Consider the following 20,329-nt stretch of genomic DNA (forward strand, 5'->3'; position numbering starts at 1 on the left):
CGGGACACTATCTCAGCCGTTGGACGCCGGGCGGGCCGGGTCTGGGGCACCGGCGTCAGGACCACCCGCACGGGTGGCCGCGGGAGCAGCGGGCGGCGACACGTAGAAGACCTGCCGGGTCCAGACCCAGCGCATCTGGACACCGCTCCACAGCAGGGCGCCGGCGATGACGGTCCAGGCGAGGACGAGCCGGTCGAGCCAGCCGTCCTCCGGCAGCGAGCCCAGCAGCGCGAAGAGCACCAGCAGCTTGACCAGGAAGGTCCCGAGCGCGGCCGGGAGGGCCAGCGAGTCCTCGATGCCGCCGGCCCAGGCGATGACCAGGCCGGACACGACGAAGAAGGCGACGACGGTGGCGGCGCCGACGAGAACGGCCACCGCGCTCCCCCAGCCGCCGAGGATCCCGGCGACGGGCGCGGCGACGGCGGTGACCGCGGCGGAGACCAGGGCCCCCACGCGGAGGAAGGCGAGGTCCCAGGGCGCGCTGGACGCGGGCGTTCTCGGTGCGGCGGTCATCTCAGGGCCTTCCGGGACTCGGCGGTGCGGGCGGCGGCACGGACGGCGCGCGCCTCGCTGCCACGGCTGCGCACCGCGCGCGCGGTGGGGTGGTCGGCGCGGCTGCGTTCCCGCTGCGCCGCGAGCTCGGCCGCCCGCGCCTCGCGGGCGGCGCGGCGGGCCCGCGGGCTGAGGACGACGACCGTGCCCACGACGAGGAGGACGGCGATGGCCACCAGCAGTTCCGCCGTCCCGCCGGTGATCGACAGGGCGACCGCACCGAAGGAGAGCAGCGCCGCCCAGAAGTACATGACCAGCACCGCGCGCCGGTGCGAGTGGCCGATGGAGAGCAGCCGGTGGTGCAGGTGCATCTTGTCCGGCGCGAACGGCGAGCGACCCTGGCGGGTGCGCCGGACCACCGCCATGACGAGGTCGATGAAGGGGATGAAGAGCACCGCCACCGGCACCAGCAGCGGCAGGGTGAGCGGCAGCAGGGTGGCGGCCGAGTCGAAGGACTGCGGGTCCACTCCCCCGGTCGCCGTGACCGCCGCGGCCGAGAGCATCAGGCCGACCAGCATCGAGCCCGAGTCGCCCATGAAGATGCGCGCCGGGCTGAAGTTGTGCGGGAGGAAGCCCAGGCAGGCACCGGCCAGCACGGCCGTGATCAGCGCCGGCGCGCTCGCCACGTCGTCGTAGCCGACCAGGCCCAGGTGGTAGCTGTACGCGAAGAAGGCCAGGGCCGCGATCGCCGAGACGCCGGCCGCCAGCCCGTCCAGTCCGTCGATGAAGTTCAGGGCGTTGACCACCAGGACGGTGAGCAGGATGGTCAGCGGCAGGCCGACGTCGGGGCCCAGCGAGATGGTGCCGATGTCGGCCACCGGCAGGAACAGGATGGACAGCTGCACGCCCAGCAGCCCCATCAGGCCGGCGGCCGCGATCTGCCCGGTGAGCTTCGTCAGGGCGTCCAGGCCCCACTTGTCGTCCAGCACGCCCAGGGCGCAGATGAGCCCGCCGCCGATGAGGACCGCGTAGGTCTGGGTGTCCTCGAAGGTGCGCTGCAGCGCCGGCAGCCGGCTGGCGACGAACACCGCCGTGACCACACCGAGGTACATGGCCACGCCTCCCCCGCGGGGCGTGGGGATGGAGTGCACGTCCCGCTCCCGGGGAGCGGCCATCATGCGGAAGCGGACGGCGAGCATCCGCACCACCGGGGTGGTCAGGAAGGTGACCAGCGCGGCGGTGAGCAGGACGACGGCGTACTCGCGCATCGGCTCAGCCGGCGCGGTTCGGCTCGGGACGGGTCCCGGGAGCAGGCGTGCTCATCCAGCCGCCTCCCGGACGTCGTCGGGCCGCGACACCTGTGGGCGCCGCGGCGGTCGTCCCACGGTAGCGCTCGGACCTGGCAGCGCTCCGCGTCGCGCCGCCGCGTGCCGTCCCCGGCGTCAGTCGGTCAGTTCCGGGACGGCGTCGCGCAGCCGGTCGACCGGGACGGCGCCGACCCGCAGGACGCGCGGCACGGGGCTGGTGCAGTCGACGATCGTGCTGGCCGCGGAGTCGGTGCGCGGCCCGCCGTCGAGCACCACGGCGGCGTGCTCGCCCAGCTGGGCGGCCGCCTCCTGCGCGGTCGTGGCGGCCGGCCGGCCCGAGCGGTTGGCGCTGGACACCGCCAGCGGGCCGGTGCGCCGCAGCAGGTCCCGGGTCAGGTCGTCGTCGGGGAGCCGGACGGCGACCGTCCCCTCGGCGTCCCCGAGGTCCCAGGCCAGTGACGGCGCGTGCTCGAGCACCAGGGTCAGGCCGCCGGGCCAGAAGGCCTGCGCCAGCGCGGTCGCGGCGGGCGGCGTCTGCAGCACCAGGCCGGCCAGCGTCGAGGCCTCACCGATCAGCACGGGGACCGGCATGCCACGGCCACGGTTCTTGGCGGCGAGCAGCGCGGTGACCGCGTCGGGGTTGAACGCGTCCGCGCCCACCCCGTAGACGGTGTCGGTGGGCAGCAGGACCAGCCCGCCGGCGGCGATCGCGGCGGCCGCGGCGTCCAGGCCGGCGGTGCGTGCCTCGGGGTCGGTGCAGTCGTAGGTCTCGGCCACGGGGACGAAGTCTGTCACCGGCGCGGAGTGCGCGTGGCGGCCGGGCTCACTCGTCGCCACCGCCGTCGTCGTCGCCGCCGCCGTCGTCGCCGCCGTCCTCGTCACCACCACGGCCGCCGTTGCCGCCGTTTCCGTTGCCGTTGCCGTTGCCCTGGTTGCCCTCGTTCCCGTTGCCACCGCCTTCGTTCCCGTTGCCGCCACTGACGTTGCCGTTGCCGTTGCCTTCGTTCCCGTTGCCGCCGTCGTCGACCGGGGCGGGAGGCGGGGCCGGCTGGGGCACCGGTACGGCGTAGCTCAGCCGGACCAGCGCGTCGGGCGGCAGGGTGCCGGTCGGGTCGACGGCGGTCACCAGGCCGGCGGCCACCTCGCCGGTCTCCACGGCGACCAGTTCGACCCGGAGCCCGCGGCCCACCAGCACGCCCTCGACCTCCTGCACCGGCCGGCCGAGCAGGTCCTCGGCGACGACGTCCACGCCGGCGGGCGTGGTCGCGGTCGCCTCCTGCTCCGTCGTCCGGCCGGTCGGTGGCGTCGGGTCGTCCCCGCGCGTGAGCGCGAGGACACCCGCGCCCGCGGCGAGGAGCAGCACGGCCAGCAGCGCGACGAGCGGCCACCTCCGCCGACGGGGACGGGCGGCTGCCCCGCCCGGCACGGCCGGCAGGACGGCGGTCGGTGCCGGCGCAGGCGACGGCGCTGCGGGGAGGACGGCGGTCGGTGGCAGGGCGACCGCGGCCGGCGCCCCGGCGCGGACGCCGTCGACCGCGTCGCGCAGGGCGCCACCGTCCGGGTAGCGGGCGGCGGGGTCCTTCGCCATCGCCCGCTCCACCAGTGCGCGGACGGCGGGCGGGACGTCGGCCGGCAGCGGGTCGGGCTGGTCGCGGATCTGCATGACCGCGATCTGGACGGCGCTCTCCCCCTCGAACGCCCGCCGTCCGGCCAGGCACTCGTAGCCGACGGTGCCGAGGGCGTAGACGTCGCTGGCCGGGCTCGCGGGCTGCCCGGACGCCTGCTCGGGGGAGAGGTAGTGCGCGGTGCCGAGCACCTGGCCCGTCGCCGTGATCGCGACGCTGGCCGCCGAGCGGGCGATGCCGAAGTCGGTGAGCTTCACCCGGCCGTCGTGCCGCACCAGCAGGTTGGCCGGCTTGATGTCGCGGTGCACGACGCCTGCCTCGTGGGCGGCACCGAGGCCGTCCGCCGCCTGCCGGAGGACGTCCAGGGTGCGCGGCAGGTCCAGCCGCCCTTCGCGGCGGAGCACGTCGGCCAGCGACTCGCCCTCCACCAGTTCCATCACCAGGTAGGCCACCGGTGGGGTGCCCGGCGCGCCCTGCGCCTCGCCGTAGTCGAACACCGCGGCGATGTGCGGGTGGACGAGGGTGGCGGCGTGCTGGGCCTCCGCGCGGAAGCGGGCCCGGAAGCCGGGATCGGCGGCGAACTGGTCGCGGAGCACCTTGACCGCCACGGGGCGGTCGAGCAGCGTGTCGCGGCCGCGCCAGACCTGGCCCATGCCGCCGCCGGCGATGAGGGCCCCCAGTCGGTAGCGGCCGGCGAGGAGGGTGCCCTGCGGTTCCGTCACGGGTCCTCCTGTCAGCCGCGGCGGGCGGTCGTGAACCGGGGGCGGCCGGCGAGGTCGGGATGGTCCTCCACGGCGGTGAAGCCGCCGTGCGAGCGGACCACGGCCGGCAGCGCCGTCCCCTGCTGGTCGGCGTGCTCGATGCCCAGCCAGCCTCCCTGACGCAGCAGACGGGCGGCGACCCCGAGCATGCCGCGCACCACGTCGAGGCCGTCGGGACCGCCCCAGAGCGCCAGCGGCGGATCGTGGTCGGCCACCTCGCGCGGGACCCGGGCGCCGTCGGGCACGTAGGGCGGGTTCGAGACGACCAGGTCGACCCGCCCGTCCAGCTCGGTGAGGAGCGCGGGGTCGGTCATGTCGCCGGCGACGACGCCCATGGGGGTGTCCCGGGCACCGGCCCGCGCCAGCGCGTTGTGGCGGGTCCAGGCGAGCGCTCCGGGATCCCGCTCGACGGCGGTGACCCGCGCACCGGGGTGCTCGTGCGCGATGGACAGCGCGATGGCGCCGGACCCGCTGCCCAGGTCCACCACGATCGGCCCGTCGAGCCCGGCCAGCCGGGTCAGGGCCCACTCCACGAGCAGCTCGGTCTCCGGGCGCGGGACGAACACCCCGGGACCCACCGCCAGTTCGAGCAGCCGGAACGGGGCCCGGCCGGTGAGGTGCTGCAGGGGCACCCGGTCGGCCCGCTGCTCGAGCAACCCGGCGAACCGGGCGGCGTCCTCCGCGGCGACGGCGTCGAGCGTCAGGAGCCCCGTGCGGGCGCAGCCGACGACATGGGCCAGCAGCAGCTCGGCGTCCACCCGGGGTGACTCGACGCCGGCCTCGGCGAGGCGCCGTGCCGCGTCGGCCAGGAGCGTGCGCGGGTTCAGGAGCCGGCCGCCAGCAGTTCAGCGGTGTGCGCGCTGCTCAGCGCGTCGATCACCGCGTCCAGGTCGCCGTCGAGTACCTGGTCGAGGTCGTGCGACTTGTAGCCGACCCGGTGGTCGGAGATCCGGTTCTCCGGGAAGTTGTACGTGCGCACCCGCTCGCTGCGGTCCACGGTGCGGACCTGGCTGCGCCGCTGGTCGCTCGCGGTGGCGGCGGCCTCCTCGCGGGCCGCGGCCAGCAGCCGGGAGCGCAGCACCCGCAGTGCCGACTCGCGGTTCTGCAGCTGGCTCTTCTCGTTCTGCGAGCTCACCACGATGCCGCTGGGCAGGTGGGTGATCCGCACGGCCGAGTCGGTGGTGTTGACGCTCTGCCCACCGGGGCCCGACGAGCGGAAGACGTCGATGCGCAGGTCGTTCGCGTCGACGGTGACGTCGACCTCCTCGGCCTCCGGCAGCACCAGCACGCCGGCGGCCGAGGTGTGGATGCGGCCCTGGCTCTCGGTGGCCGGCACCCGCTGGACCCGGTGCACGCCGCCCTCGAACTTCAGCCGCGACCAGATCCCCTCGTCGGTGCGCGACTTGATGGCCACCGCGACGTCCTTGTAACCACCCAGCTCGGCGTCCTGGGCGTCGAGCACCTCGGTGGCCCAGCCACGGCGCTCGGCATAGCGCAGGTACATGCGCAGCAGGTCCCCGGCGAACAGCGCCGACTCCGCGCCGCCCTCCCCCGCCTTGATCTCGAGGATGACGTCCTTGTCGTCGTCGGGGTCCTTGGGCAGCAGCTCCTCGTTCAGCCGGCCGGTCAGCTCCTCGATCCGGCGCTCGAGAGCGGTCGCCTCGGCGGCGAAGGAGGCGTCCTCGGCAGCGAGCTCCCGGGCGGTGCCCAGGTCGCCGCGGGCCTCCTCGAGGGCGCGGGCGGTCTCCACGAGCGGAGCCAGCCGGGCGTAGCGGCGGCTCAGCCGGCGGGCGCGGGCCTGGTCGCCGTGCACCGCCGGGTCGGCGAGCTCCTGCTCCAGCGACGCGTGCTCGGCGAGCAGGCTCGCCAGCCGGTCGGGTGCGGGGCTGCTCACGGGGTCACTCCTCGGTGCGGACGGGGGCGGACACGACGACGGCGCCCGCCCCACCGCGAGGTGGGACGGGCGCCGTCGGAGGTGCTACTTGTCGGCCGGGGCCTCGGTGGCGTTGCGCTTGCCGAACCGCTTCTCGAAGCGGGCGACGCGGCCACCGGTGTCGAGGATGCGCTGCTTGCCGGTGTAGAAGGGGTGGCAGGCGGAGCAGGTCTCGACGGTGAGCGTGCCGGTCGGCGAGGTGCTGCGGGTGGTGAAGGTGTTGCCGCAGCCGCAGGTCACCGTGGTGACGTTGTAGGCCGGGTGGATGTCGGGCTTCATGGCTGCTGCCTCTTCTACGAAGTCTGGGTCGTTCAGTGCTGTGAACGCCGGGGACCGGACGGCTATTTCCGGCGAGCCGGCGGGGCTCGGTCGTCCAGTCTCCCAGATCGGCCGGTAGGTGCTGGAACGGCCCCCGTCCAGGGTCCCGCCCTGAGCGTGCGAAGGGTGGGGTGGACGGGGGTCCTTCCTCAGTCCTTGTCGGGGCCCAGCGTCGTCTTCTGGATCTGCATGAGGAACTCGACGTTGTTGCGGGTCTTCTTCAGCTTGTCGAGCAGCAGTTCCAGAGCCTGCTGGGGCTCCAGCGCGCCGAGGACCCGGCGCAGCTTGATGACGATGGCCAGCTCGTCGGGCGACATGAGGATCTCCTCCTTGCGCGTGCCCGACGCGTTGACGTCGACGGCCGGGAAGACCCGCTTGTCCGCCAGCCGGCGGTCGAGCTTGATCTCCGCGTTACCCGTGCCCTTGAACTCCTCGAAGATGACCGTGTCCATCGTGGAGCCGGTCTCGACCAGCGCCGAGGCGATGATCGTGAGCGAGCCGCCGTTCTCGATGTTGCGGGCAGCACCCAGGAATCGCTTGGGCGGGTAGAGCGCCGTGGAGTCGACACCGCCGGAGAGGATGCGCCCGCTGGCGGGGGCCGCCAGGTTGTAGGCGCGGCCCAGGCGGGTGATCGAGTCCAGCAGGACGACGACGTCGTGGCCCATCTCGACGAGGCGCTTGGCCCGCTCGATGGAGAGCTCGGCGACCGTTGTGTGGTCCGACGGCGGCCGGTCGAAGGTCGAGGCGATGACCTCGCCCTTCACCGAGCGCTGCATGTCGGTGACCTCTTCGGGCCGCTCGTCGACCAGTACGACCATCAGGTGGCACTCGGGGTTGTTCGTCGTGATGGCGTTGGCCAGCGCCTGCAGCACCATCGTCTTGCCGGCCTTCGGCGGCGACACGATGAGTGCGCGCTGCCCCTTGCCGATCGGCATGACCAGGTCGATGACCCGGGTGGTGAGCAGGTGCGGCTCGGTCTCCAGCCGCAGGCGCTCCTGCGGGTAGAGCGGGGTCAGCTTGGTGAACTCGGGGCGGTTCTTCGCCTGCTCCGGGTCCAGCCCGTTGACCGTGTCCAGCCGGACGAGCGCGTTGTACTTGTCCTTGCGCTCGCCCTCGCGGGGCTGGCGGACGGCGCCGGTGATCGCGTCACCGCGGCGCAGGCCGTAGCGGCGCACCTGCGACAGCGACACGTAGACGTCGTTCGGGCCGGTCAGGTAGCCCGAGGTGCGCACGAACGCGTAGTTGTCGAGCACGTCGAGGATGCCCGCGACGGGCAGCAGGACGTCGTCCTCGCTGATCGTCGGCTCGCCCTGGTCGAAGCGCTCACGACCACCCACGGCCGTGCCGCGCTTGTTCCGGTCGCGGTAGCGGCGTCCCCGGCGGCCGCGGCCGCCCTCGAAGTCGTCGTCGTCCTCGTCGGTGGCGTTGGGGCCCCGGCCGGTGTCGTTGCGGTTGTCGGTGCGGTTGCCCGGCCGTCCGTCGCGGTCGGTGCGGTCGCCGCGGTCGGGCCCGCGGTTGCCGTCCCGGGCGCCGTCACGGGCGCCATCACGGTTGCCGTCGCGTGCGCCGTCGCGGTTGCCGCGCTCGGGACGGTCGCCCCGCTCGGCCCGGTCGCCACCGTCGCGGTTGCCGCGCTCGGGACGGTCCCCGCGCTCGGCCCGGTCGCCGCCCTCGCGGGCACTCCCGTCGCGGCCGTTCTCGCGGTTGCCGTCCCGCTCGCCGCGGTTGCGGTTGCGGTTGCGCTGGGGACGGTCGCCGTCGCGCGGCTCGGCGTCGGACTGCTCGCCGTCCCGCGGTCCGCTCTCGGCCGGCGCGGTGTCGGCCGGCGGGGTGTCGGCCCGCTCGGTGTCGGCCGGCGCGGTGTCGACGTCGGCGCGGGCCTCGGCGCCCTCGACGTCGGCCGCCGGTGCGGCCGTCACCTCGGCGGTCGGGGAACCGGCCGGGCGGCTGGCGCCCCGACGGGCCCGGGTCGGGCGCGCGTCGGCGTCGCCGGTGGTGAGGGGGCCGCCGTTGGCGCCCCCGCTGATCGGCGCCTCGAGGGGCGTGGCCGTGGCGGCCACGCCACGTGCACGGTCGGCGCCGTCGGCTCCGGTGTCCTGGCTCTCGGCGCGCGGCGCCGGGGCCGGGGCCGGGGCCGGGGAGCCGTTCTCGCCCACCTGGCGGGCGGAGATGGCGGCGACGAGGTCGCCCTTGCGCATCCGTCCGGTGCCGGGGATGCCCAGCTCGGTGGCCAGGCGCTGCAGCTCGGGCAGCAGCATGCCGGACAGGCCGGTGCCGCGGCGCCGGGCTCGGCCCGCCGTCTCAGGAGCGGCGGGTGCCTCGCTCGTGCCGGCGGCGTCCTGCGCGCCCGTCACGTCGAGGTCGGTGCTTTCGCTCACGTACAGGTCCTTCCCTGCGGTGACCTGCGCGTTCCAGCGCAGGGGGTGCACCGCTCCTTGTGGACCCGGGCATGAGGCGGGGGCCTAGATGAGGAGCGGGTGGAGAATGTGGAGCGGATCAGCGGCGGCATCGCCGGCTTCGGCCCCACGCGAGGCTCGCCCGAGTGGGCGGCTACGCCGTGAGCCTAGACGCGGCTCACGGAGGAGACAACACCGGTTGTTTCCAGCGTGTTCCTCGTTATCGAGACGATACCTGCCGCGCCGGGCGGTCCACCCTGGCCCCGGTGGGGTCGACGTCGAGCGGCAGCACCGTCCAGCCCTCGGGAACCAGGCTCGAGATTGCCTGCACCTCGCCGTCACCGGCACGCTCACCGACGACCGCGGTGCGACGTGCCAGGACCAGGACCGACGGACCGGCCCCGGAGATGACCGCGGCGTGCCCTGCCGCGCGCAGGCGGTCGACGAGCGCCAGGGACGCCGGCATCGCCGCGGTGCGCTGGCGCTGGTGGAGCCGGTCCTCGGTGGCCTCGAGCAGCAGCGTCGCCGAGGTCAGCGCGTGCACGAGCAGCGCGGACCGTCCGGCGTTGAACGCGGCGTCGGCGTGCGGCACGACGTCGGGGAGCAGCCCTCGGGCGACCTCGGTCGAGAGCGTCGCGCCGGGCACCAGCACCACGGGGCGGACGTCCTCGTGCACCGGCAGGGAGTCCGCACCGGCGCCGCGCTCCCCCATCCAGGACAGCGTCAGCCCGCCCAGCAGGCAGGCGGCGACGTTGTCGGGGTGCCCCTCCAGCTCGGTGGTCAGCCGCAGGACGGCGTTCCCGTCGACGGCGTCGACGTCGGGGCAGAGCGCCCACGCACCCAGTACCCCGGCCACCACCGCGGCGGCCGAGGAGCCCATGCCCCTGCCCTGCGGGATGGCGTTGCGCGCCGACAGGCGCAGCCCGGCCGGCGACCAGCCCAGCTCGGCGCAGGCCGCCCGGAAGGCGCGGACCACGAGGTGCGACTCGTCGGTGGGCAGCTCCCCGGCGCCGACGCCGTCGATCTCGACGGTGAGGCCCTCGCGTACGACAGCGAAGTCGAGGACGTCGTGGTGCGCCAGCGCGAGCCCGGCGCAGTCGAACGCCGGCCCGAGGTTGGCGCTGGTGGCGGGAACGCGCACCGTGACCCGGTCGGTCACAGGCCGAGCTGGGTGGCGGCGGCGGCCGCGTCGACCGGGATGGTGATCGGGGCCGGCGCACCGGAGATCGCCCACTCCGGGTCCTTCAGGCCGTTGCCCGTGACGGTGCAGACGACCCGCTGACCCGGCTCCAGCTCCCCGGCCGCCGCCACCTGCAGCAGGCCGGCCACCGAGGCTGCGGACGCGGGCTCGACGAAGACCGCCTCACTGCGGGCGAGCAGCCGGTAGGCGGAGAGGATGGCGCGGTCGGTGACGGCGTCGATCCGCCCGCCCGACTCGTCGCGGGCGGCCAGCGCCTTCGTCCAGGACGCGGGGTTGCCGATCCGGATGGCGGTGGCGATCGTGCTCGGGTTCTCGACCACCGCGCCGTTCACGATGGGGGCGGCGCCGGCGGCCTGGAAGCCCCACATGGCCGGGGTCCGCGTCGCGGGCCCGGGGGCCTCGGACGTGTCGCAGTACTCCCGGTAGCCCTGCCAGTAGGCGGTGATGTTGCCGGCGTTCCCGACCGGGAGGCAGTGGATGTCGGGGGCGTCGCCGAGCACGTCGACGATCTCGAACGACGCCGTCTTCTGGCCCTCGATGCGGAACTGGTTGACGCTGTTGACCAGGCTCACCGGGTAGTCGATGGCCAGCTTGCTGGCCAGTGCCAGGCAGTCGTCGAAGTTGCCCTCGACCTGCAGCAGCTGCGCGCCGTGCACGAGCGCCTGGGCCAGCTTGCCCATCGCGATCTTGCCCTGGGGCACGAGGACGGCGCAGGTGATGCCGGCGCGGGCGGCGTAGGCGGCGGCACTGGCACTGGTGTTGCCGGTCGAGGCGCAGATGACCGCCTTGGCGCCCTCCTCGACGGCCTTGGTGATGGCCATCGTCATCCCGCGGTCCTTGAAGGAGCCCGTCGGGTTGGCGCCCTCGACCTTGAGGTAGACCTCGCAGCCCGTGCGGTTGCTCAGCTCGCGGGCGTGCACCAGCGGCGTCGCGCCCTCGTGAAGCGTGATGACCGGGGTCGAGTCGCTGACCGGCAGCCGCGACCGGTAGGCCTCGATCAGCCCCGGCCACCCCGGGGACACCTTGGTCGGCGAGACGCTCATGACAGACCCTCCACGCGCAGGACGCTGGTGACGCCTCGGACCGCGGGCATGTCCCGCAGTGCGGCGATGGTGGCGGACAGCGCCGCGTCGGGCGCGCTGTGGGTGACGATGACCAGCGTGGCGGCGTCGCCCCGGCCGGTCTGGCGGACGGTGGAGATGCTGACGTCCTGCCGCGCGAACTCCTGCGCGACGGCCGCCAGGACACCCGGCTTGTCCGCCACGTCCAGACTGACGTGGTACCGGGTCGGGGTCTCCGCCATCGGGCGGACGGCGAGGTCGGCGTAGCCGGTCGGGCCCTGGCCGGAGGCGCCGGCGACGCGGTTGCGCGCCACCGCCACGAGGTCGCCGAGGACGGCGCTGGCGGTGGGCTCGCCGCCGGCGCCCTGGCCGTAGAACATCAGCTGGCCGGCGGCCTCCGCCTCGACGAAGACGGCGTTGAAGGCGCCGCCGACCGAGGCCAGCGGGTGGGTGGTCGGGATCATCGCGGGGTGGACCCGCACGGCCACGGAGTCCCCGTCAGCCGCGTCGTCGCCCGCCCGCCCGACGCGCTCGCAGATGGCGAGCAGCTTGACGGTGCAGCCGATCTCCGCGGCGCGCGCCACGTCGGTGGCCGAGACGGCGGAGATGCCCTCGCGGTGCACGTCGGCCGAGGACACCGGCGTGTGGAAGGCCAGCGAGGCCAGGATCGCCGCCTTGGCCGCGGCGTCGAAGCCGTCGACGTCGGCGGTCGGGTCGGCCTCGGCGTACCCGAGCTCGGTGGCCTCGGCCAGCGCCTCGGCGAAGCCGGCGCCGGTCTCGGCCATGCGCGAGAGGATGTAGTTCGTCGTCCCGTTGACGATGCCGACGACCCGCCGGAGCTGGTCACCCGCCAGCGACTCGCGCAGCGGCCGCAGCAGCGGGATCGCGCCGGCGACGGCGGCCTCGTAGTAGAGGTCGACGCCGGCCTTCGCGGCGGCCGCGTGCAGCCCGGGGCCGTCCTCGGCGAGGAGTGCCTTGTTGGCGCTGACCACCGACTTCCCCGCCTCGAACGCCGCGTACATCAGGCTGCGCGCCGGCTCGATTCCGCCGATGACCTCGACGACCAGGTCGACGTCGTCCCGGCGCACCAGTGCGGCGGAATCGGTGGTGAGCAGGTGCTGGGGGACGTCGGGGTGGTGGGCAGGACGGCGCACGGCGATGCCGGCGACCTCGATCGGCCGGCCGATGCGGGCGGCGAGGTCGTCGGCCTGGTCCTCGATCAGCCGCAGGACGGCGCTGCCTACCGTGCCGCAGCCCAGCAGCGCGACCCGCAGCGGCGCGCTCACGAACGGGCTCCCGCGGCGTGCTCGGGGGCCGGCTGGGACGGCGCGACGGGAGGCGCGGGCACGTCGGCGAGGACGGCGTCGAGGGCGAACACGTCCGACAGTGTCTGACGCCGGACGATCTCGGTGGCGACGGCGTCCCGCACGGCGACCACCGGAGGCTTGAGCAGGTAGTTGTAGTTGCTCGCCATCGACCAGCAGTAGGCGCCGGTCGCGGCCACCGCGAGCAGGTCGCCGGGCGCCACGTCGGACGGCAGCCAGAGGTCGCGCACCAGGATGTCGCCGCTCTCGCAGTGCTTGCCCACGACGCGGCACAGCGCCGGCGGGGCGTCGGAGACGCGGTTGGCCAGCACGCAGGTGTAGCTGGCGTCGTAGAGCGCGGTGCGGATGTTGTCGCTCATCCCGCCGTCGACCGAGACGTAGTTGCGCACCGCCGGCGTCCCGGGGGTGCCGCCGGACCCCAGCCGCACGGGCTTGATGGTGCCGATCTCGTACAGCGTGACCGTGCCGGGACCGGCGATCGCCCGGCCCGGCTCGACCGCCAGGCGGGGCACGGGCAGGCCGAGCGCCGCGCACTCCGCGGCGACGACCGACCGGAGCCGGGTGGCGACGTCGTCGGCGCTGACCGGGTCGTCCTCGGCGAGGTAGGCGATGCCGAACCCGCCGCCGAGGTTCAGCTCGCCCAGCAGCTCGCCGGTCGCCTGGTGGATCTGGCCCATGAGCCCGACGACCCGGTGCGCCGCTGCCTCGAAGCCGGCGGTGTCGAAGATCTGCGAGCCGATGTGGCTGTGCAGCCCGGCCAGCCGCAGCGCGGGCTCGCGGATGACCCGTACCGCCGCGGTCAGCGCGTCGCCGGTGGCCAGCGAGAACCCGAACTTCTGGTCCTCGTGCGCGGTGGCGATGAACTCGTGGGTGTGCGCCTCGATGCCGACGGTGGCGCGGATGAGCACCGGCACCGGCTCACCGCCGGCGGCCACGCGGTCGGCCGCGAGCGGGGCCAGCCGGTCGATCTCGTCGAAGGAGTCGAGCACGACGTGCCCGATCCCCGAGTCGACGGCCAGCCGCAGCTCGACCAAGGACTTGTTGTTGCCGTGCAGGGCGATCCGCTCGGCCGGGAAGCCGGCAGCCAGGGCCAGGGCCAGCTCGTTGCCGCTGCAGGCGTCCAGGTGCAGGCCGTCCTCGGCGATCCACCGGGCCACCTGCCCGCAGAGGAACGCCTTGGAGGCGTAGTGCACGTCGGCGCCCTCGAACGCGGTGGCGAAGTCCGCGGCCCGGCTGCGGAAGTCGGCCTCGTCCAGCACGAACAGCGGCGTCCCGTGCTCGCGGGCGAGGTCGGTGACCGCGCGCCCGGCGATGTGCAGCTCGCCGTCGACCCGGGTGGCCGACCGCGGCCAGACCTGCGGGTCCAGGGCGCCCAGCTCGGCCGGGGGCGCACCGGCCGGACTCGGCTGCTGGATGTTGCCGTGGAGGGGACCTGCGGGGTGCGCTCTCACATCCGCTCCGGTGCGCTCACGCCGAGGACGGCCAGGCCGTTGCGCAGGACGGTCGCGGTCGCCGCGCACACCCACAGCCGGGCGGTCGTCAGGGAGGTGACCTCCTCGTCGCCACGGGGCAGCACGCGGCACGAGTCGTAGAAGCGGTGGTAGGTGCCGGCGAGTTCCTCCAGGTACCGGGCGACGCGGTGGGGCGCGCGCAGCTCGGCGGCGGCGGTGAGGACCCGCGGGAACTCGCCGATCGCGCGCAGCAGGTCGTTCTCCCGCTCGTGGACCAGCGCGGCGACGTCCACGTCGTCGGCCTCGCCGAGGGTGAGCCCCAGGTCGGCGGCGTTGCGCAGCAGGGAGGAGATCCGGGCGTGCGCGTACTGGACGTAGAAGACCGGGTTGTCGTTGGTCCGGCGGCTCCACAGGTCCAGGTCGAGGTCGATCGTCTGGTCCACCGAGGCGCGGGCCAGGGCGTAGCGCGCGGCGTCGGCACCCACGGCCTCGACCAGGTCCTCCAGCAGGACGACGGTGCCGGCGCGCTTGCTCATCCGCACCGGCTCGCCGTCGCGGACCAGGTTGACCAGCTGGCCGAGCAGGATCTCGAGGTTGACCTCGGGGTCGTCGCCGACGGCGGCCGACAGCGCCTTGTACCGGCCGACGTAGCCGGCGTGGTCGGCGCCCAGCATGATCACGACCTTGTCGAAACCGCGGTCGCGCTTGTCCTGGTAGTACGCGCAGTCGGCCGCGAAGTAGGTGGGCGCGCCGTCGCTCTTGATCAGCGGACGGTCCTTGTCGTCGCCGAAGTCGGTCGTCCTGAGCCAGACCGCCCCGTCGGCCTCGTAGACGTGGCCGTTCTCCCGCAGCCGGGCGATCGCCTTGTCCAGCGCCCCGGTCTCGTGCAGCGTGCGCTCGCTGAAGTAGACGTCGAAGACCACGCCGAAGTCCGCCAGCGTCCGTTTGATCTCGGCGAACATCAGGTCGACGCCGCGCACCCGGAAGCGCTCCTGCTGCTCGTCCTCGGGCCGCTCGAGCAGCCCCGGCTCCGCGGCGAGCACCTGCTGGGCGATCTCGGCGATGTAGTCGCCCGCGTAACCGTCCTCCGGCACCGGGCGGCCGTGGGCGGCGGCCATCAGGCTCAGGGCGAACCGGTCGATCTGCGCACCGGCGTCGTTGAAGTAGTACTCCCGGGTGACGGTGGCGCCGCTGGCCTCCAGCAGCCGGCCCAGGGCATCACCCACCGCCGCCCACCGGGTGCCGCCGATGTGCACCGGCCCGGTGGGGTTGGCCGAGACGAACTCGAGGTTCAGCTTTTGCCCGGCGAGGGTGTCGGTGCGCCCGTACGACGGGCCCGCGGTGACCGCCCGGACCGCGATGGTGCCCAGCGCGCCCGTGGCGAGGGTGATGTTCATGAACCCGGGGCCGGCGACGTCGACCGACGCGATGCCCTCGTGGGCCCGCAGCTCCGCGGCGAGCAGCTCGGCCACCTCGCGTGGCGGGCGCCCGGCGGGCTTGGCCAGCCGGAGGGCCACGTTGGTGGCGTAGTCGCCGTGCTCGGGGTTCCTGGGCCGCTCGATGACGACCTCGCGCGGGACCTCGACGGGCAGCGCGCCGCGATCGACGACCGCCCGCACGGCGGTACCGACGACGTCCTGCAGCTGCTCCGGTGTCACCGCACGAGCGTACTGACCGTCCCCTGCCGCCTCGGCGCCCCCGCCCGGCGCTTGCAGGGAACCCCCAGCTTCGCAACCTAGACTCGCCCGCGCACCGTGCAGCCCGTATCGAGGAGTGGCCTTGGCCAAGGACCGTAAGCCCGACGACGCCCGCCCCAGCGGCGGCGCCACCCGGTCCGGAGGCGGCAACCCCAACCGCGCCCGCACGGGCGGCAAGAGCGGGCGCACGCGCCCGCCGACGCAGGTCGTGGCCAATGCCCACAAGCGCCCGTGGGGCCTCATCGCCGGCGCGGTCGCCGTCGTGGTGTTCGCCGCCGCCGTCATCGGCTACGCCGTGGTGCAGGTGAACGAGGCCAATGCGAACAAGCTGGAGTCGATCGAGGAGATCAGCGGCGTCGAGGCCGCCGAGTACTCCCCCGGTCAGGACCACGTCACCACCGAGGTCGACTACACGGAGGCGCCGCCGGTCGGCGGCCCGCACGACGGCAACTGGGCCGACTGCACCGGCACCGTCTACGACATCGACATCCGGCACGAGAACGCGGTGCACGGCCTCGAGCACGGCGCCGTGTGGATCACCTACAACCCGGACGAGGTCTCCGGCGCCGACGTCGACACGCTCGCCGAGCTGGTCGACGGCGAGTCCGGCCGCATGCTCTCCCCCTACGCCGGCCTCGACTCCCCGATCAGCGTCCAGTCGTGGAACCACCAGCTCAAGGTGGACAGCGTGGACGACGAGCGGATCGAGCAGTTCGCCGACTTCATGACCTACAACCGCTCCCCGTACGGCGACGACACCGAGAAGAACGAGGCGCTGGCCTTCCCGGAGCCCGGCGCCACCTGCGAGAACCCGGCGTTCGCCGCGGAGCCGCTCGTCGAGGGCGACCCGAGCACCCCTGTCGGCCCCAGCGACATGCCGTCGACGGAGGAGCAGGGCTGACCCGCGCATGACCACGACCGAGCTCCCGCACGCACCCGAGGGGGTGGCCGACCTGACCGCTGATCCCGGCCGCACCGGCCGCCCGCTGCGGGTGGTGCTGCTGGCGGTCATCGCCGTCGGCCTGGTGCTGCTCGGCGGGGGTCTCGCCGTGGCACTCGGCATCGGCCGTACCGACCCCCCGGATGCGGACTCGGTGGCGGCCGGATTCGCCCGGGACATGAGCCGCCACCACCTGCAGGGCGTCGAGATGGCCAACATGGTGGCCGAGCGCAGCGAGGACCCGGAGATCCGGCAGATCGCGTTCGACATCTCGGCCACCCAGACCAACCAGGCCGGGCGCATGCAGGGCTGGCTGGCGCTGTGGGGCGTGCCGCAGAGCGGCGGCGAGACCATGGCCTGGATGGCCGAGGGCGGGGAGCACGGCCACGACATGGCCGTGGACGGCGGCCTGATGCCCGGGATGGCGACCGAGGAGGAGCTCGCGAACCTGCGCGACCTCCGCGGGACGGCGTTCGACGTGGAGTTCCTGCGGCTGATGATCCGCCACCACCAGGGCGGGTTCGACATGGCCGAGTACGCCGTCGAGCACGCCGGTGTGCCGGCCGTGCGGGACCTGGCGCAGGCGATCGCCCGGGCCCAGTCGGCCGAGACGCGGACGATGGCGACTCTGCTCACGGCCCGCGGCGGGACGCCGCTCCCGGCGCCCTGAGGCCCTCCGCCCGTCCTCCCGCCCGGGGCTGATACGTTCATCCCCGAACGAGACGAGCCCCCGTAGCTCAGGGGATAGAGCACTGCCCTCCGGAGGCAGGGGCGCAGGTTCGAATCCTGCCGGGGGCACTCTTCTCCATCCGCCGGTACCGCATCGGCGCGGCGCTCACGCCAGCACGGCGACCGCCTCCACCTCCACGAGCAGGTCGGGCTCGCCCAGGGAGGCGACGCCCAGCAGCGTGATCGGCTTGCGCGGGTCGACGCCGAGGCGCTCCGCCACGCGTGCCACGCCCTCGCCCAGGCCCGCCAGCTTCTCCGGTGACCAGTCGACGACGTAGACGGTCAACCTGGCGACGTCGTCGAAGGTGCCGCCCACCGCGGCGAGCGCGGTCGCGACGTTGGAGTAGGCCTGCTCCACCTGCGCAGCCAGGTCCCCGGGACCGACGGGGTTGCCCTCACCGTCCCGGGCCACCTGTCCGGAGAGGTAGACGGTGCGGCTACCGGTGGCGACGGCGACCTGGACGTAGTGCTCGGGCTGGGGCAGCCCCTCGGGGTTCAGCAGCTGGACGGGCACGGGGGCCTCCTCGGACGGGCGCTCCGCCGGGTCCGGCGGTGGAGCCACCCCACCACCGGCCACCGACAGTTCCGGCCCGGGGCAGTGATGGACGTCTCAGCCGGCTGCACTAGGTTCCGCGGTCATGCAGAGCACCGGCATCACGACAGCCACCGTCGGCGACATCGAACTGGCCTACGAGACCTTCGGCGACCCCGGCGGCACGCCGCTGCTGCTGGTCAGCGGCCTGGGTTCGCAGATGATCAGCTATGCCGACGAGCTCTGCGCCGGCTTCGCCGAGCGCGGCATGTTCGTCATCCGGTTCGACAACCGCGACGTGGGTCTGTCCACCCACCTGCACTCCGCCGGCATTCCCCGCCTCGGCGACGTCCGCCGCGGGGACCGGTCGACCGTCCACTACGAGCTGGCCGACATGGCGGCCGACACCGCCGGGCTGATCGAGGCCCTGGGCCTGGACTCGGTGCACCTGGTCGGGGTGTCCATGGGCGGGATGATCGCCCAGCGCGTCGCCATCACCTACCCCGAGCGGGTGCGCAGCCTCACCTCGATCATGTCCACCACCGGCGACCGGTCGGTGGGCGGTGCGTCCCCGGAGGCCCAGGCTGTGCTCTACGCACCGCCGGCCACCGACCGGGAGGGCGCGATCGCACGGCAGCTGGAGACCTCACGGGTCATCGGCTCCCCCGGCTTCCCGTTCGACGAGGAGGCGGTCCGTGCGCGGGCCGGCCTGGCCTACGACCGGGGGCACGATCCGGCCGGGGTGGCCCGCCAGATGGCCGCCATCGTCACCAGCCCCGACCGGACCGCGGACCTCGGGAAGGTGGCCGTCCCCACCCTCGTGATCCACGGCTCGGACGACGCCCTGGTGAACGTGTCGGGCGGCCGCGCCACCGCCGCGGCGGTCCCGGGCTCCGAGCTGGTCGTGATCGACGGCATGGGTCACGACCTGCCCCGCGCGCTGTGGCCCGAGCTGACCGAGCGGATCACGGCTCACATCAAGCGCGCCGAAGGCTGACCGGACTCCCCGCGGACGGCGGAGACCACCAGCCCGAGGACGAAGCCCGGCGCGCGCCCGGCGGCGCGCGCCGGGAAGTCGAACACACCGATCATCAGCTGCACCGGGTAGTCCGGTGCCTGATGCAGCTCCCGCACGACCTCGCCGTCCGCCGAGAACACCAGCCGACCCGGCGTCCAGTCCACGGCGTAGTCGTGGGCTCGGGTGACGTCGAGCGGGAGCCGTACCGCGGCGAAGTCCTCGGTCAGCAGCGGGTCGCGGAAGGCCTTGACGCCCATGCCGACCGCCGCCGAGCCCGGCCGCACGGCGTCCCCGAAGATCTCCGCCACGCAGATCTCGCCCGAGCGCCCGGCCGGTCCTCGACGCCGGACATCCAGAAGGCGACCATCGACGCGTCGTCGAGGACCGCCCGCATGCGCACCTGGCCGCGCCCGTACTCCGGCGTCCACCCCCGGAACTCCGGCTGCTCCTCGCGGACGACCAGCCCGTCGGCGAACGGCTGCTGCCCGACCGCGCTGCCCACCGGGCCGGAGAAGCTCCCGGTCTGCACGCAGGAGACCCGCAGCGGCTCCCCGTGCGTGTCCGGGCACCACAGCGGCTGCTCCGGCGGGATGGTCAGGTGCAGCTCCCCCGCATGGACCGACCACGTCGCCGCGGACTCCGCGCGCGTGCTCCAGTGCGGCAGGTAGTACGGGAACCAGACGTCCCGGTCCAGGTCCGGGCCGGGGAACAGCTCGTCGAGCGCAGCACGCACGGGCGGACGCTAGCGCGAGGGCGGCTCAGCTGGTGAGCATCCCGCCCTCGACCGGGATGGTGGTGCCGGTGACGTACCCGCCGGCATCGCTGACGAGGAAGATCAGTGCCGCCGCGAGCTCCTCGGGGTGCCCCTTGCGGCCCACCAGGATGCGGGGCATCTGCGAGTCGAGGTACTCCTCGGGATAGGCGTCGGTCATCTCCGAGGCGAAGAACCCGGGAGCGAGGGCGTTCACGCGGATGCCCTTGCGCCCGGTCCACTGCTGGGCGAGGTCACGGGTCAGGCCGATGAGGCCCGCCTTGCTCGCGGCGTAGGCGGCCTGCGGCAGCCCGGCCGTGGTCAGGCCGAGCATGCTGGAGATGTTGACGATGGAGCTGCCCGGCTTCATGACCCGTCCGCAGGCCTGCGCCATCCAGTAGCAGCCGTTGAGGTTGACGTCGATCACCTGGCGGAACTGCTCGGGGGTCTCGCGGGTCGCCGGGTAGGCGGTCCCGACCCCGGCGTTGTTGACCAGGATGTCGACCTTCCCGAACTCGGCCACGGCGGCCTCGACGAGCGCCGTGCAGTCCTCCGGGAGGGCGACGTCGGTGCGGACGGCGAGCGCCCGTCGGCCCACGGCCTCCACCGCCGCCTGCGTCTCGGCCAGCCGGTCGGTCCGCCGGGCCCCGAGGACGACGTCGGCGCCGGCCTCGGCCAGCGCCCGCGCGAAGACCGCCCCCAGGCCGGAGGAGGCCCCCGTGACGACGGCGACGCGGCCGTCGAGGCGGAACAGGTCCAGGATCGGGCGCTCGGTCACCGCCCGAACCTAGC

General features: G+C 74.2%; 20 protein-coding genes and 1 tRNA gene. 4 read left to right on the forward strand and 17 right to left on the reverse strand.

What is annotated here, in order from left to right:
• Nucleotides 1-12: 12 nt before the first annotated feature.
• The 13 genes from BLS70_RS07650 to argS all read right to left on the reverse strand — a co-directional run bounded on the left by BLS70_RS07650 (nt 13) and on the right by argS (nt 15,528).
• Nucleotides 13-513 (reverse strand): Cg1360 family ATP-synthase-associated protein, encoded by a 501-nt coding sequence (locus tag BLS70_RS07650; protein WP_255362305.1) that lies wholly within the window; start codon nt 511-513, stop codon nt 13-15.
• The gene (locus BLS70_RS07655; protein ID WP_091765403.1) at nt 510-1,760 is read right to left on the reverse strand and encodes a glycosyltransferase family 4 protein; all 1,251 of its coding nucleotides are present in this window, start codon (nt 1,758-1,760) and stop codon (nt 510-512) included. Before BLS70_RS07655 ends, BLS70_RS07650 begins: the two co-directional genes overlap by 4 nt.
• 174 nt (nt 1,761-1,934) lie before the next feature.
• A complete protein-coding gene (locus BLS70_RS07660; RefSeq protein ID WP_255362306.1) occupies nt 1,935-2,594 on the reverse strand; it encodes an L-threonylcarbamoyladenylate synthase in 660 nt (219 codons plus the stop codon).
• Between the two features lie 28 nt (nt 2,595-2,622).
• Nucleotides 2,623-4,146 carry a protein kinase domain-containing protein gene (locus BLS70_RS07665; RefSeq protein ID WP_255362307.1) on the reverse strand — a complete coding sequence of 508 codons (1,524 nt, stop codon included), beginning with the start codon at nt 4,144-4,146 and terminating at the stop codon, nt 2,623-2,625.
• An 11-nt stretch (nt 4,147-4,157) separates the two neighbouring features.
• Nucleotides 4,158-5,012 carry a peptide chain release factor N(5)-glutamine methyltransferase gene (gene prmC / locus BLS70_RS07670; RefSeq protein WP_091765406.1) on the reverse strand — a complete coding sequence of 285 codons (855 nt, stop codon included), beginning with the start codon at nt 5,010-5,012 and terminating at the stop codon, nt 4,158-4,160.
• Nucleotides 5,009-6,079, reverse strand: a complete 1,071-nt coding sequence (prfA, locus tag BLS70_RS07675; RefSeq protein WP_091765409.1) for a peptide chain release factor 1 — start codon at nt 6,077-6,079, stop codon at nt 5,009-5,011. The genes prmC and prfA overlap by 4 nt, the downstream gene beginning before the upstream one ends.
• A gap of 84 nt (nt 6,080-6,163) precedes the next feature.
• Complete coding sequence (gene rpmE, locus BLS70_RS07680; protein WP_091765412.1) at nt 6,164-6,397, reverse strand: 50S ribosomal protein L31; 234 nt, start codon at nt 6,395-6,397, stop codon at nt 6,164-6,166.
• Nucleotides 6,398-6,585: 188 nt separating this feature from the next.
• Nucleotides 6,586-8,814, reverse strand: coding sequence for a transcription termination factor Rho (rho, locus tag BLS70_RS07685; protein ID WP_091765986.1), 2,229 nt, complete (start codon nt 8,812-8,814; stop codon nt 6,586-6,588).
• A 238-nt stretch (nt 8,815-9,052) separates the two neighbouring features.
• Nucleotides 9,053-9,991 (reverse strand): homoserine kinase, encoded by a 939-nt coding sequence (gene thrB, locus BLS70_RS07690; RefSeq protein WP_091765415.1) that lies wholly within the window; start codon nt 9,989-9,991, stop codon nt 9,053-9,055.
• On the reverse strand, nt 9,988-11,076 hold the full coding sequence (gene thrC, locus BLS70_RS07695; RefSeq protein ID WP_218122320.1) for a threonine synthase: 1,089 nt from the start codon (nt 11,074-11,076) through the stop codon (nt 9,988-9,990). Before thrC ends, thrB begins: the two co-directional genes overlap by 4 nt.
• On the reverse strand, nt 11,073-12,380 hold the full coding sequence (locus tag BLS70_RS07700; protein WP_091765418.1) for a homoserine dehydrogenase: 1,308 nt from the start codon (nt 12,378-12,380) through the stop codon (nt 11,073-11,075). The genes thrC and BLS70_RS07700 overlap by 4 nt, the downstream gene beginning before the upstream one ends.
• On the reverse strand, nt 12,377-13,870 hold the full coding sequence (gene lysA, locus BLS70_RS07705; protein ID WP_091765421.1) for a diaminopimelate decarboxylase: 1,494 nt from the start codon (nt 13,868-13,870) through the stop codon (nt 12,377-12,379). The genes BLS70_RS07700 and lysA overlap by 4 nt, the downstream gene beginning before the upstream one ends.
• Nucleotides 13,867-15,528: an arginine--tRNA ligase gene (gene argS, locus BLS70_RS07710; protein ID WP_091765424.1), complete on the reverse strand. Its 1,662-nt coding sequence runs from the start codon at nt 15,526-15,528 to the stop codon at nt 13,867-13,869. Before argS ends, lysA begins: the two co-directional genes overlap by 4 nt.
• Before the next feature lie 121 nt (nt 15,529-15,649).
• Between argS and BLS70_RS07715 the strand changes: the two genes are divergently transcribed.
• The 3 genes from BLS70_RS07715 (at nt 15,650) to BLS70_RS07725 (ending at nt 17,305) form a co-directional block, all read left to right on the forward strand.
• On the forward strand, nt 15,650-16,468 hold the full coding sequence (locus BLS70_RS07715; RefSeq protein WP_091765427.1) for a thioredoxin-like domain-containing protein: 819 nt from the start codon (nt 15,650-15,652) through the stop codon (nt 16,466-16,468).
• A gap of 7 nt (nt 16,469-16,475) precedes the next feature.
• Entirely contained in the window at nt 16,476-17,177 is a 702-nt protein-coding gene (locus tag BLS70_RS07720; RefSeq protein WP_091765430.1) for a DUF305 domain-containing protein, read from the forward strand.
• 56 nt (nt 17,178-17,233) lie between these two features.
• Nucleotides 17,234-17,305, forward strand: a tRNA-Arg gene (locus BLS70_RS07725).
• Nucleotides 17,306-17,342: 37 nt separating this feature from the next.
• Here BLS70_RS07725 and BLS70_RS07730 read toward each other — a convergent pair.
• Nucleotides 17,343-17,750 carry a RidA family protein gene (locus BLS70_RS07730; protein WP_091765433.1) on the reverse strand — a complete coding sequence of 136 codons (408 nt, stop codon included), beginning with the start codon at nt 17,748-17,750 and terminating at the stop codon, nt 17,343-17,345.
• Between the two features lie 124 nt (nt 17,751-17,874).
• Between BLS70_RS07730 and BLS70_RS07735 the strand changes: the two genes are divergently transcribed.
• Nucleotides 17,875-18,765 carry an alpha/beta fold hydrolase gene (locus BLS70_RS07735; protein ID WP_091765437.1) on the forward strand — a complete coding sequence of 297 codons (891 nt, stop codon included), beginning with the start codon at nt 17,875-17,877 and terminating at the stop codon, nt 18,763-18,765.
• On the opposite strand, the gene BLS70_RS21035 is transcribed toward BLS70_RS07735, so the two are convergent.
• Genes BLS70_RS21035 through BLS70_RS07745 form a run of 3 tightly spaced genes read right to left on the reverse strand, consistent with a single transcriptional unit; the run spans nt 18,741 to nt 20,315 of the window.
• Nucleotides 18,741-19,043 carry a glycoside hydrolase family 16 protein gene (locus BLS70_RS21035; protein ID WP_218122321.1) on the reverse strand — a complete coding sequence of 101 codons (303 nt, stop codon included), beginning with the start codon at nt 19,041-19,043 and terminating at the stop codon, nt 18,741-18,743. The two genes, BLS70_RS07735 and BLS70_RS21035, sit on opposite strands and share 25 nt — an antisense overlap.
• The gene (locus BLS70_RS07740) at nt 19,010-19,519 is read right to left on the reverse strand and encodes a hypothetical protein (protein ID WP_218122322.1); all 510 of its coding nucleotides are present in this window, start codon (nt 19,517-19,519) and stop codon (nt 19,010-19,012) included. The genes BLS70_RS21035 and BLS70_RS07740 overlap by 34 nt, the downstream gene beginning before the upstream one ends.
• A 25-nt stretch (nt 19,520-19,544) precedes the next feature.
• On the reverse strand, nt 19,545-20,315 hold the full coding sequence (locus tag BLS70_RS07745; RefSeq protein ID WP_091765440.1) for an SDR family NAD(P)-dependent oxidoreductase: 771 nt from the start codon (nt 20,313-20,315) through the stop codon (nt 19,545-19,547).
• Between the last annotated feature and the right edge of the window lie 14 nt (nt 20,316-20,329).

This window comes from Blastococcus aurantiacus (genome assembly GCF_900102425.1).
GTDB lineage: Bacteria > Actinomycetota > Actinomycetes > Mycobacteriales > Geodermatophilaceae > Blastococcus > Blastococcus aurantiacus.